This is a genomic window from Pseudoxanthomonas sp. F37 (genome assembly GCF_022965755.1).
In the GTDB taxonomy this organism is placed as follows: Bacteria; Pseudomonadota; Gammaproteobacteria; order Xanthomonadales; family Xanthomonadaceae; genus Pseudoxanthomonas_A.
Window position 1 is genome coordinate 140,328 of record NZ_CP095187.1, and the last position, 12,121, is coordinate 152,448.

General features: G+C 71.3%; 12 protein-coding genes. 5 read left to right on the plus strand and 7 right to left on the minus strand.

The genetic code is table 11. The annotated features are described in order from the left end of the window. Window positions 1-35: 35 nt before the first annotated feature. Complete coding sequence (locus MUU77_RS00675; protein ID WP_245090378.1) at window positions 36-416, plus strand: hypothetical protein; 381 nt, start codon at window positions 36-38, stop codon at window positions 414-416. Window positions 417-434: 18 nt separating this feature from the next. Here MUU77_RS00675 and MUU77_RS00680 read toward each other — a convergent pair whose 3' ends face one another. The 3 genes from MUU77_RS00680 to MUU77_RS00690 all read right to left on the minus strand — a co-directional run bounded on the left by MUU77_RS00680 (window position 435) and on the right by MUU77_RS00690 (window position 2,732). After that, window positions 435-971 carry a pseudouridine synthase gene (locus MUU77_RS00680; RefSeq protein WP_245090381.1) on the minus strand — a complete coding sequence of 179 codons (537 nt, stop codon included), beginning with the start codon at window positions 969-971 and terminating at the stop codon, window positions 435-437. A 73-nt stretch (window positions 972-1,044) separates the two neighbouring features. Then, the gene (locus MUU77_RS00685; protein ID WP_245090384.1) at window positions 1,045-1,626 is read right to left on the minus strand and encodes a cytochrome b; all 582 of its coding nucleotides are present in this window, start codon (window positions 1,624-1,626) and stop codon (window positions 1,045-1,047) included. Further along, the gene (locus MUU77_RS00690; protein WP_245090386.1) at window positions 1,623-2,732 is read right to left on the minus strand and encodes a catalase family peroxidase; all 1,110 of its coding nucleotides are present in this window, start codon (window positions 2,730-2,732) and stop codon (window positions 1,623-1,625) included. The genes MUU77_RS00685 and MUU77_RS00690 overlap by 4 nt, the downstream gene beginning before the upstream one ends. Before the next feature lie 147 nt (window positions 2,733-2,879). On the opposite strand from MUU77_RS00690, the gene MUU77_RS00695 reads away from it, so the two are divergent. Both MUU77_RS00695 and MUU77_RS00700 read left to right on the plus strand, forming a co-directional pair. Beyond that, complete coding sequence (locus tag MUU77_RS00695) at window positions 2,880-3,404, plus strand: sigma-70 family RNA polymerase sigma factor (protein WP_245090389.1); 525 nt, start codon at window positions 2,880-2,882, stop codon at window positions 3,402-3,404. Between the two features lie 11 nt (window positions 3,405-3,415). Continuing rightward, the gene (locus MUU77_RS00700) at window positions 3,416-4,159 is read left to right on the plus strand and encodes an anti-sigma factor (protein ID WP_245094099.1); all 744 of its coding nucleotides are present in this window, start codon (window positions 3,416-3,418) and stop codon (window positions 4,157-4,159) included. 39 nt (window positions 4,160-4,198) lie between these two features. On the opposite strand, the gene MUU77_RS00705 is transcribed toward MUU77_RS00700, so the two are convergent. Continuing rightward, window positions 4,199-5,065: a methyltransferase gene (locus MUU77_RS00705; RefSeq protein ID WP_245090392.1), complete on the minus strand. Its 867-nt coding sequence runs from the start codon at window positions 5,063-5,065 to the stop codon at window positions 4,199-4,201. A gap of 143 nt (window positions 5,066-5,208) precedes the next feature. Between MUU77_RS00705 and MUU77_RS00710 the strand changes: the two genes are divergently transcribed. Beyond that, window positions 5,209-6,237, plus strand: coding sequence for an NADP-dependent oxidoreductase (locus tag MUU77_RS00710; protein WP_245090395.1), 1,029 nt, complete (start codon window positions 5,209-5,211; stop codon window positions 6,235-6,237). A 90-nt stretch (window positions 6,238-6,327) separates the two neighbouring features. Here the strand turns inward: MUU77_RS00710 and MUU77_RS00715 are convergent, their stop codons facing one another. The 3 genes from MUU77_RS00715 to MUU77_RS00725 form a co-directional block, all read right to left on the minus strand. After that, the gene (locus tag MUU77_RS00715) at window positions 6,328-9,033 is read right to left on the minus strand and encodes a bifunctional acetate--CoA ligase family protein/GNAT family N-acetyltransferase (RefSeq protein WP_245090398.1); all 2,706 of its coding nucleotides are present in this window, start codon (window positions 9,031-9,033) and stop codon (window positions 6,328-6,330) included. Window positions 9,034-9,100: 67 nt separating this feature from the next. Next, window positions 9,101-10,810 carry a bifunctional isocitrate dehydrogenase kinase/phosphatase gene (aceK, locus tag MUU77_RS00720; RefSeq protein ID WP_245090401.1) on the minus strand — a complete coding sequence of 570 codons (1,710 nt, stop codon included), beginning with the start codon at window positions 10,808-10,810 and terminating at the stop codon, window positions 9,101-9,103. 30 nt (window positions 10,811-10,840) lie between these two features. Further along, window positions 10,841-11,719: a LysR substrate-binding domain-containing protein gene (locus MUU77_RS00725; protein ID WP_245090404.1), complete on the minus strand. Its 879-nt coding sequence runs from the start codon at window positions 11,717-11,719 to the stop codon at window positions 10,841-10,843. Between the two features lie 109 nt (window positions 11,720-11,828). Here MUU77_RS00725 and MUU77_RS00730 point away from each other — a divergent pair, with 109 nt between their 5' ends. Then, entirely contained in the window at window positions 11,829-12,053 is a 225-nt protein-coding gene (locus MUU77_RS00730) for a hypothetical protein (protein WP_245090407.1), read from the plus strand. The last annotated feature ends 68 nt before the right edge of the window (window positions 12,054-12,121 follow it).

The window sequence follows — 12,121 nt, forward strand, 5'->3', positions numbered from 1 at the left end:
CACTGGCGTCCTACCCACTTTTCAGGGAAGGCCCCATGAGCAAGCTGACCATCATCACCGACCGCGCACTGGAACTGGCCAGCCAGGCCGGCACCAGCCTGAAGCACGCCGTTCCCAGCGCCGACAAGCTGTTGCAGACCGGCGCCGCCCTGGGCGTGGCCAAGACCGGCGGCAAGCTGGCGGTGAACTTCGTGCGGCGCAACCCGGCAGTGGCGGTGGCCACCGGCATCGGCGTGGGCCTGCTGGCCCTGGTGGCCTACCGCAAGCGCAAGCGCGACCAGGCCGCAGCGCCGATCGAAGGCAAGTCGCGCCGCGTGGAAGCGCGCAAGGTCAATGGCACCAGCCGCACCTCCACCGCGCGCAAGACCGGCACGCCGCGCAAGCCGCGCAGCACGACGCGTTCTGCCGAAAGCTGATGTCGGCGGGCGCCCGCGTCAGAGCGGGCGCCATTCCCCGGGCGCGAGGTCGCCCAGGCGGGCATCGCCCATCGCCATGCGCACCAGCCGCAGCGTCGGCAGCCCGACCGCGGCGGTCATGCGCCGCACCTGCCGGTTGCGGCCCTCGGTGATCGTCAGCGACAACCATGCATCCGGCACGGTCTTGCGGAAGCGCACGGGCGGGTCGCGTTCCCACAGCGTCGGGGCGGGATGGAGCCGTTCGACCTGCGCCGGTCGGGTGGGACCATCGTTCAGCACAACGCCGTTGCGCAGCGCCTCCAGCTGCGCCTGCGTCGGCGTGCCTTCCACCTGCACCCAGTAGGTTTTCGGCTGCTTGTGGCGCGGATCGGTCAGCCGGTTCGCCAACACGCCATCATCGGTGAGCAGCAACAGGCCTTCGCTGTCGTAATCCAGCCGTCCCGCCGCGTAGACGCGCGGCGGCAGGCCGAACCCGGCCAGCGTCCGTCGCGGCGGATCGCTGCGGTCGGTGAACTGGCACAGGACGTTGAACGGTTTGTTGAACGCGATCAGCACACCGCGCTTTCCGGAGAGACGACAGCGCGCATTGCAACCTCATCGGCGTGCCGCGTCCAGCACGTGATCGCCCTCATGCCGGCGGCGATGCCTCCGGCTCCGGATCGGCCTGCGCCGGCGTCCGGGATCTCCCGCGCGCCATCGCCTCGAACACGCCATCCCGGCGCACCCAGGCGTGATGCAGCGCGGCGGCCATGTGCAGCAGGATCAAGGCGAACAGCGCATAGCCCAGCCCTCCGTGCGCCTGCCGCAACACGCTGTACAGCGCCGGATCCTGCGGCAGGATCGGCGGCAGCGCGAACGCCGGCGTCATGCGCACCGGATAGCCGCCCGCCGACAGCATCGCCCAGCCGAGCAGCGGCATGGCCAGCATGGCGGCGTACAGCGCGACATGCGAGGCCTTGGCCGCGAGCGCCTGCGCACGCGGCAGCGAAACGGGCAGCGGCGGCGGTGGATGGCGCCAGCGGTGCAGCAGGCGGATCACCGCCAGACCCAGCAGCGCGATGCCCAGCGGCCGGTGCAGGTCGATCAGGACCGGGCGCAGCGACAGCGAGGCGACCATGCCCGCGCCGACGAACAGCATGGCCAGGATCAGCACCGCCATGCCCCAGTGCAGCGCGCGCGCGAACCCGTCGAAATGGTCGTGGCGGTTCATGGCTGCTTCTCCTTTCCTTCGGCATCGGCAGGCATGGCGATGTCGCCACGTGCGGTCTCGCGCTCGCGCCGGTTGAACGAGACGCTGTAGGCGGCCGCGCGCGCGGCCAGGATGGGATCGTCGGACAGCGCCACGCCGTCGGGCACCACGGTGGGGTCGTAGTTCACGTCCCGGCAGGCGCCCGTGGCCTGGGGCTCGCTGCGTGCCAGCACCAGCGTCCCGGCCACGTACCGGGGCCGCGCGTCGGGCCAGGGCTGCGAGGGGTCGTGCACCGGGTCATTGGCCGCGGCTTCGGTGACCACCAGGTCCCAGCGCAGGGGCCCGCGGGCCAGCCGGGTTTGCAGTTCGCGTTGCAGGTAATCCGCTTCGGCCTGCCGGCGTGTCGTATCCGCCAGCGGCTGGAACGGGGCCTGCGGCCGCATCGACCACCGCACGAAGCGCGAGCGGCCCTGTGCATCGATGAAGCGGAAGGCGTTCACGCCGTTGTATCCGGTGTTCGCCCAACTGCTCGACCAGGGTGCCGATTTCGCCCAGGCCTGGAAACGGGCGGCCTCCGGATACCGTTCCAGGAAGGCGGCCATTTTGGCCGGGTCGGGCTTGCCGGTGGCCGGGTCGGGCCGCGAGGCCAGCAGTTGCGCGTGGAACCCGGCCGGCGTGGCGACGGCGAAGAACGGGAAGCTGTTCATGGCCATCCGCCATTCCTGCCCATCGTCGGTGCGCAGCGACAGGGCCAGGCTCCGCACGCGGGCCTGTGCCTCGGGACCGAAGGGGTCTCCACCGCCGATCGACAGGCGTCCCTGCACCGGCGTGCGCGGCTGCCGGAACACCCGCGCACGCGACAGCGTGGCCGCCCCGGCGCTCGGTTCGAAGTAGCCGGCCACGCAGACGCCCCTGCTGTGCGCGCGCCGGAAGCCGGGGAAGGGCTTGCCGTTCTCGATGTCGTCCACCAGCTGCGGCGCGGTGAGTCGCCCGGCCGGCGCTATCCACCCCGCCACCCAGGCGAAGGGCAGCGACAGGGCCAGCACCAGCGCGGCGATGGCGGCCCAGGCACGCCAGGGGCGGGGCGGCGGCGAGGGCGGCGAAGGGTCGTCGGGGAGGCGCGGCATGAGGGGTTCCTGCGTCGTGGGATGCCGGTGGGACGCGCGGGTGGCGGTTTTATTCCCCGCGCAGGCCCGACCCGTCCGGAAGGAACCGCGAACGGGAATAATCCGGGCCGTGGTGCGTCCTACCTCCATTCCCGCCATGACCGTCCCATGCCTGCCCGCCCGCCTCCCCTGGATGACCAGACCCTGCACGCGCTGATCCCGCGCCTGCGCCGGTTCGCGCGCTCGCTGACGGGCGATGCTGCGGCCGCCGACGACCTGGTCCAGGCCGCGCTGGAGCGCGCGCTGACGCGCGGCGCCGACCTGCGCGATCCGGCGGCGCTGCAGGCCTGGCTGTTCTCGGTGCTGTACCGCGCCTTTGTCGACGAGCATCGGCGCATGGCACGCTGGAAGCGCATCGCACGACTGTTCTCCGCCGAGGACGATGCTTCTGCGCCCACGCCTGAACATGTGTTCGACGCACGTACCTCATTGGCCGGCTTCGCCTGCCTGACGCCCGAGCAGCGCGCGCTGCTGATGCTGGTCAGCGTGGAAGGGCTGGCCTACCGCGAGGCCGCGGACGCGCTGGGCATCCCGGTGGGCACGGTGATGTCGCGCTTGTCGCGCGCGCGCCAGGCGTTGCGCGCGATGCAGGAGGAAACGCCGCCCACGCCCGCCCTGAAGGCCCTGCGATGACCCTCGATACCCTGCACGACGTCCCTGCGGACGACGAACTGCACGCCTATGTCGACGGCCGGCTCGATCCCGCGCGGCGCGCGGCCGTCGCCGCTTGGCTGGAGGCGCATCCGGAGCGCGCGGCCCAGGTGGAAGGCTGGAAGCGCGATGCCGAACGCCTGCGCGCGCTGGCCGCCAATCCCGAGCGCTGGCCCGCGAACGCATCGCTGGCGCCCGCGCAGGTCAGGCGCGGCCTGCGGGCCCGCCGCCGCCGGCGCCTGGGCATCGCCGCCTCCTGGGTGTTGGCGTTCGTGATCGGCGGCGGCGCGGGGTGGCAGATGCGCGACCTGCGCCCGCCGCCATCGACCCTGCCCATGGCGGACGCGGTGGCCGCGTATCGCCAGTTCGCGGAAGCCGGTGCGCCGCCGATGGAATTCGACACGGCACGCGCCGACGACCTGCAGCGCTGGCTATTGCGTCACTTCGGCGAGGCCGGACGGGTGCCCGATCTCAGCCAGGCCGGTTACCGCCTGATGGGCGGCCGCCTGCTGTCCACCGAACAGGGCGCCGCCGCGATGCTGGTCTACCAGGACGGGTCGGGCGCTCGGGTGGGCTTCTACCTGCGGCCGCGCGGCCGGCTGGCAGGCGAGGGCCAGCGCCGCGACGGCGACCTGCTGGCGCAGTACTGGTCGGACCGCCACACCAGCTTCGCGCTGGTCAGCGATGCGGCCGATGCCGCCGCGCGCGCGTTGCCGCGCCTGCTGGAGAACGGCTGACCGCAGGTGCGGCCCCGGACGGGCCGCACCTGGCGCGACTCAACGCGGCTTCACGAACCGCAGCGTCATGCGGTCGCTCTCGCCGATGGCCTGGTACTTCGCGCGGTCGGCTTCCGGGTGGTTGTTGGACGGCGGCAGCGTCCACACGCCGTTGGGGTGGTCCTTGCTGTCCTTCGGATTCGCGTTGACCTCGCTCTTCGCGTCCAGACGGAAGCCTGCGGCTTCGGCCAGCGCGATCACCTGCGCCTCGCTGACGTAACCGGTGTCGTCGTCGGCCGCCACGTCCCGGTTCGCCCGATGTTCCACCACGCCCAGCACGCCGCCCGGCTTCAGCAACGCGAAGAAGCCCTTGAACATGCCTTCGGCCTGGCTGGCGCTGCGCCAGTTGTGCACGTTGCGGAAGGTCAGCACGGCATCGGCCGAGCCCGCCGCGCCGAACACCGGCGCGGCCGGGTCGTACTTCACCACCGTGGCCTGGTCGAACTGCGCCGGACCGTCGGCGAACTTCTTCTGCAGCCCGTCCAGGCTGCGCTGGTAGTAGTTGCGGCTCTTCTCGGACGCCTTGGTCGGGTCCACGACGGCGGCGACGTAGCGGCCCTTCGCCTTCAGATACGGCGCCAGCACCTCGGCATACCAGCCGCCGCCGGGCGTGATCTCCACGACGGTCTGCGTGGGTGTCACGCCGAAGAACGACAGGGTTTCCCGCGGATGGCGATACGCGTCGCGCGCCACGTTCTGCGGGTCGCGCCACGGGCCCTTCAACGCCGCGTCCAGTGCGCTGGCGTCGGCGGCGGGCAGCGCCTGCGCGGCATCCGCGGGCCCGGCCGGCGATGCGGCGAACGAGGGTTGCCCGGCGGCCAGTGCGGCCACCAGCGCCAGGGACAGCGGAACAATGCGTATCGTCATGCGTCAGCCCTCCAGAAAGGTGCGCGGAGCCTAGCACGCGGTCTGTTCACCGGGCATCGCGGCCGTCGCAGCATGGGCACGCTTCACCGCACGCGGACAGGGCCTCGCTAGACTGCAGGCCCCGGCTGCTCCGGAGACCTGGCATGACCGCCCACGACGCCACGCAGAACGCCCGCATCGTGCTGGCCGCGCGCCCGCGCGGCGAGCCGGCCGCCGACGACTTCCGCCTGGAACACGTGCCCCTGCCCGTGCCCGGCGAAGGCCAGGTGCTGCTGCGCAACCGCTACCTGTCGCTGGACCCGTACATGCGCGGCCGCATGAACGCCGGTCGTTCCTACGCCAGGCCGGTCGAGCTCGGCCAGGTGATGGAGGGCGGCACGGTGTCGGAAGTGATCGCTTCGCGCCATCCCGACTTCCGGAACGGCGACATGGTGCTGGCGCACGGCGGCTGGCAGACGCATGCCGTCGCCGACGGCCGCACGCTGCAGCGAAGACTGGATGCGCGTACCGCGCCGCTGACCACCGCACTGGGCGTGTACGGCATGCCGGGCTTCACCGCCTACGTCGGCCTGCACGAGATCGGCAAGCCACAACCCGGCGAGACCGTCGTGGTGGCCGCCGCCAGCGGCCCGGTCGGCGCGACCGTGGGCCAGATCGCGCGGCTGCAGGGCGCCCGCGCGGTCGGTATCGCCGGCGGCGAGGCCAAGCGCGCCTACCTGCGCGACGAACTCGGCTTCGACGTGGCGCTGGACCATCGCGCGCCGGACTTCGCCGACCAGCTGCGCGCCGCCTGTCCCGACGGCATCGACGTGTACTTCGAGAACGTCGGCGGGGCGGTCTTCGATGCGGTGGTGCCGCTGCTCAACGATTTCGCGCGCATTCCGGTGTGCGGCCTGGTCGCGCACTACAACGACACCGCGCTGCCGCCCGGCCCCGACCGCATGCCGTGGCTGATGAGCCAGATCCTGACCCGCCACCTGACCGTGCGCGGCTTCATCCAGCACGACTTCATCGCGCTGTATCCGCAGTTCCTGCGCCAGATGGGCGCCTGGCTGGCCGACGGGAAGATCCGCTACCGCGAGGACATCGTGGAAGGCCTGGAGAACGCACCGCGCGCGCTGATCGGCCTGCTGCGCGGTGAGAACTTCGGCAAGGTGGTGGTGAAGCTGTAGATCGTCGTCCCCGCGCAGGCGGGGACCCAGCGACTCGAACACGCGAACACGAAGGCACGGGGTTCCCGCCTGCGCGGGAATGACGAAGAACTAGGCGCTGGCCGGCACCGGCAGGCTGACGTTCATCAGTGTGGGATCGTCGGGGTCCAGCTTGACGGTGAAGCCCAGGCTTTCGCACATCGCCAGCATGGTGCGGTTCTCGCGCAGCACCTGGCCCTCGATGACCTTCAGGCCCTGCCATTGAGCGTACTCGATCATGATCTGCATCAGCTTCCAGCCTATCCCGTGGCCCTTCAGGTCCGAGCGCACCAGGATGCCGTACTCGCCCTTCTCGTAGTTCGCGTCCGCGTGCAGGCGCACCGCGCCCAGCATCTCGTGCGTCCGCGGGTGGATCGCCACCAGCGCGATGGAGCGCGCATAGTCGAGCTGGGTCAGGCGCGCGATGAACTCGTGGCTGAAGTGGCGCACCGACTGGAAGAAGCGCAGGCGCAGGTCTTCGTCGGTCACGTGGGTGAAGAACTCGCGGAACATCGCATCGTCCTCCGGCCGCACCGGGCGCACCAGCGCCGGCTGGCCGTCGGCCAGCTCGATGCTGCGTTCCCATTCCTTCGGATAAGGGAAGATGGCGAAGCGCGGATGGCCGCGGCCCTTGTGCAGCGTGCGTCCGCGCGCCACCGCGATGCGGGCGTCCACGGCCACCACGCCCTCGCGGTCGGCCAGCAGCGGGTTGATGTCGAGCTGCTGGATCTCGGGGATGTCGGCGGCCAGCTGCGCCAGCTTGACCAGCACCAGCGCGACGGCGCGCTCGTCGGCGGCCGGCACGTCGCGGTAGGCCTTCAGCACGCGCGACACACGGGTGCGCGCGATCAGTTCGTGCGCCAGGCGCAGGTCCAGCGGCGGCAGCGCGACGGCCCGGTCGTTGATCACTTCCACGGCGGTGCCGCCACGGCCGAAGGCGATCACCGGCCCGAACACGGGGTCGTCGGCGATGCCGGCGATCAGCTCGCGCGCCTTCGGCCGCAACACCGTGGGCTGCACCAGGACGCCCTCGATGCGCGCTTCGGGACGGCGTTCGCGGGCGCGCTGAAGGATGCCCGCCGCCGCCTCGCGCACGGCGTTGGCATGGGGCAGGTTGAGGCGCACGCCGTCCACATCGGACTTGTGCGGAATGTCGGGCGAGAGGATCTTCACCGCCACCGTCGCGCCCTCGGCCAGCAGTGGCGCCGCGATGCGGGCGGCGTCGTCGGCATCGGTGGCACGCCACAACGGCGCCATCGGGATGCCGTACGCCGCGAGCAGCCGGGTGGTGGCCAGCGGGTCCAGCCAGGTCTGGCCGGCATCCAGTGCGGCGTCGACCAGTGTGCGCGCCAGCGCCACGTCGGGACTGAAGTCTTCCGGCAGGCTGGGCGGGGTCTCCATCAGCGCGGCCTGCACTTCGCGGTGGCGGACCAGGTGCATGAAGCCCGCCACCGCGTCCGATTCGTTCGGGTAGCGCGGCACCTGGGCGTCGTCGAGCACGGCTTCGGCCTGCGGGTCGTTGCCCAGCCAGACGGTGAAGACCGGCTTGCGCGTGCCGTGGCCCGGCGGTTGCGACAGCACGCGGGTGACGGCGTGCGCCGCTTCCGCTGACGAGGACAGCACGGTGGGCACGTTGACCGCGAGCAGTGCGTCGTTGCCGGGGTCGGCCAGCAGGGCCTCGATCGTGGCGGCGTAGCGGCCGGCATCGATGTCGGTCAGCAGGTCCACCGGATTCGTGCGCGACCAGCCCACGGGCAGGATGCGGTCCAGCGCATCGCGCGTGGCCTCGGACAGCGTGGCCAGCGTGCCGCCCTGTTCGTACAGGTGGTCCACCGACAGCGCACCGACGCCGCCGCCGTTGGTGAGGATGGCGAGCCGCCGGCCCTGGAACGGGCGCACCTGGCCCAGCGTGCGGGCCGCGGCGAACAGCTCGTGCAGCGAGCGCACGCGCAGCAGGCCGGCGCGCCGGAAGGCGGCGCCGTAGACCGCGTTGGGCCGCGCCAGGTTCTGCGTATGCGTGCTGCCGGCCGGCGTGACCTGCGCAGTGCCGCCATGGCCGGACTTCACCACCACCACCGGCTTGGTGCGCGCCGCCGCGCGCGCGGCCGACATGAACTTGCGCGCGTCGCGGATGGCTTCCACGTACAGCAGGATGGCGCGCGTGCGGCTGTCGGTGGCGAAGTAGTCCAGCAGGTCGGCGAAGTCCACGTCCAGCGCATCGCCCAGCGACACCACGGCGGAGAAGCCGACCGGCTGGCTCATGCTCCATTCCACCAGCCCGCCGGAGATGGCGCCGGACTGGGAGATCAGCGCCAGGTCGCCCGCCTTCGGGAAGCGGCTGGCCAGGCTGGCGTTGAGCCGCGCATGCGGCGCGATCACGCCCAGGCAGTTCGGGCCGAGCACGCGCAGGCCCTTCTCGCGCGTCAGCGCTTCCAGCCGTGCCGCGGGCGAGCCCGGGCCGCTGCCCATCGCGGCGGTCAGCACGACCACCGCGGCCGCGCCTTTCGCGGCCGCCTCGGCGGCCAGTTGCGGCACCGTCGCCGCCGGGGTGGCGATCACCACCAGGTCCGGCGTCCACGGCAGCTCATGCAGGTGGCGCACGGTCGCCACGCCGTCCATCGGCGAAGGATGCTTGTTGACCAGGCCGATGGGGCCGGCGAACCCCGCACCGCGGAGATTCTCCACCACCGCGCGGCCCACCGAACGCGGGCGCGACTGGCTGCCGACCACGGCCACGGCGCGCGGGCGGAAGATCGAGTCCAGGCGGTAGGTGCTCATGGCGGAAAGGCGGTCTCCTGGTTGCGGCTAGGGTAACGCGCGGCCTGTTGCGCGGACTTGCGTGCCGTCACGCCAGCCTGAGCGTATCCGGATAGGGAGGAGTATCGGGATAGTCGCCGGCGGCGAGGTGCGACTGAAGGTCGCGCCACCAGGCCGGACGGAACAGGTCGCCGTGCGCGGCCTTCAGCGCCCTCGCCTGCGTCTGGGGCAGGCCCAGGAACTGCGGGAAGCGCTCCGGGAACACATCGCCCGCGTCCACGTGGAACCACGGCGCGTCCGCCATCTGCTCCTCGTAGGTCGTGGCCTGCGGCCAGTCGCGGAAGCGGCAGTCGGTGACCAGCCGCAGCTCGTCGTAGTCGTAGAACACCACGCGCCCGTGCCGCGACACGCCGAAGTTCTTCAGCAGCATGTCGCCGGGGAAGATGTTGTTGCGCGCCATGTCCTTGATGGCCTGGCCGTAGTCGAGTGCGGCGGCGCGCGCGGCCTCGGCCTTCTGCTCGCGCAGGTACAGGTTGAGCGGCCGCAGGCGGCGTTGCACGTAGCAGAGGTGGATGACCAGGTCGTCGCCGTCTTCGCTCAGGCTCTGCCCGCAGCTTTCGCGCAGTTCCTGCAGCAGGGCCGGCGCGAAGCGCGCTCGCGGGAAGCGCAGGAACCGGAACGCCTGCGTGTCCAGCAGGCGGCCGACGCGGTCCAGGTGGAAGACCAGGTCGTACTTGTCCTCCACGTCCTGCCGGCTCATCGCCTTGGGGTAGGCGAAGCGGTCGCGGATCACCTTGAACACCAGCGGATAGCTGGGCAGGGTGAACACCGCCATCACCATGCCGGGCGTGCCTTCGGCATGCACCAGCCGTTCGTCCCCGTGCGCGGCGAAATGGTGGAAGAAGGTGCGGTAGCGCTCGGTCTTGCCCTGCTTGGCGCGGCCCAGCACGGTGTAGATCTCGTCGATGGGCTTGCCGGGCAGCAACGAGCGCAGGAACACCACCGCATCGCCGACCGTCGCCAGGTCGGCATGGAAATAGCTGCGCGAGGTGCCAAACAGGTGCGCCACGTCGGCGCGATGGGTCAGCACGGCCTCGGCCTTCAACCGGCCGCCGTCGTTGACCAGCGCGATCACGCACGGCGAGAAGCGGTGCTCGCCGAACACGCGGCCCACCAGGTAGGCGCGCCGCTCGCGGTAGAACACGGTATCCAGCAGTTCGATGGCGCGCACCGGCTGCGCGCCCCAGTGCGCCAGGTCGTCCTGCAGCCGCACCGCGATGGCCGCCGCGCAGCGGGTGCGGTGCGCGTAGGGCACGTCGAAGCCGTAGTCGGCCAGCACCCGCGCGAAGGTTTCGGTCGGACGCTGCTCGGACACCGCATAGCTGTGGCGTGCGACCGGGTGGGTGATCGCATCGGTAGGCTCGACGTCGAGGGCGACGAACTCCAGCGCTGCGTCCACGCCGCGGATGCGGAAGAAGCGCCGGCTGAGCGTGTTGTAGAAGGTCTTGTAGAGCTCGCGGTCGATCTGTCCGGCGATCAATGCCTCGAAGGCCGCGCGCGCGGCGATCCACAGCGTGCGGTCGTGGGCGTGGCCCAGCAGCGCCGACTGCAGGCGCAGCGCGCATTCGGCGATGCACTGGTCGTAAAGTTCGATGCGTTCGACGGCATCGGCGCGCGCGCCGGCCCAGTCCTGCGTCTCGAAGCGCAGCTTGGCCCGGCGGGTGATCTCGGCGAACCGCGCGTGGTAGTCCGCGAAAGCATCGTGGATCAGGCGGGCGATGGCGTCGGCGGGAATCATGCGCGCGATGTTAGCGGGGCCGCGCTGGAGTCATCGCTCCACCGCCACGCCGGCCTGCTCGAGCAGCCAGCCGCGCACCTTGCGGAAGCCCGGATGGCCCAGGCTGCGTTCCGGATACACCAGGTAGTGGGCGAAGTCGGCCTGCAGGCGCTTCTTCGTCAATGTCACCAGCCGCCCGGCCTTCACCAGCGGCTCGGCCAGCGTCCAGCGCGCCAGCGCCACGCCCACGCCCTGGGCGGCGGCCTGGTGCAGGGTTTCGGTATCGTCGAACTGGGCTACGTAGCGTGCCGGGGGCTGGCCGCCGAAATGCTCGAACCAGTCCTTCCAGCGGTTGGCCGGATCGCCCAGCAGCGGCAGCTTCGCCATCTGGTCCGGCGCCGGGCGCCCGTACCGCTTCAGAAGGTCGGGACTGGCGACCGGGGTGATCCATTCGGGGAACAGGAACTCCGCGTGCACGTTCGCCCAGCGTCCACCGCCGAGCCGCAGGGCCAGGTCGACGGGTTCGCGCTCGAAATCGACCACGTGCGTACTCGACTGCAGGTTGAGGCCCAGTTCGGGATGCGCGGCGAGGAACGCCGGCAGCCGTGGCACCAGCCAGGCCGTGGCCATGGAGGGGATGAGGCTGAGCGTCACCGTGTGGTCGTTGCGCAGCGTGGCGCGCCGCAGGGCGTGGTCGATGGTGTCGAGCGGCCCGGAGATCGCATCGAACAGGCGCTGCCCGTCGGGCGTCAGCTCCACGCCGCGGGGTCCGCGCGCGAGCAGCTTGTGGCCCAGCCGCTGTTCCAGCAGGCGCATGCGGTGGCTCAGCGCGCTCACGGTCAGATGCATGGCCTCGGCGGCGCGGGTCAGGTTGCGCAGGCGCGCGGCGGTGACGAAGGCGTCCACCTGGTCCAGGGGCAGTCGGCTCATCTTGAATGTACCTCAAGGCTGGCTTGCGGAGCTTTCGCTTTTTCGCGGCCGATCATGCGCCTACCTTGGCAGTCCTTCAAGCCGGACACCGGCGCCACGGAGCAGTCCCATGCAAACCGGAACCAGGAAGCAGTGGTGGCAGCAGCTGGGTGGAATGAGCCAGGGCATGCTGTTCCTGCAAGGCCACATCGCCCACCCCGACGGCCCGCCGCTGGCACCCGCGCCGCGACACCACGTCCACGACGCGGCAGGCCAGGCACGTCATCGCGAGGCGGTGCAGCGGCTGGGCGCACGCCACCTGCGCGCGATGACCTCGTTGTCGCTGTTCCGCTGAGGGCCGTCTGCCGCGGGAGCGACCCAGAACAGGACGCCCGGCATGAAGCCGGGCGTCGGTGGTGCGGC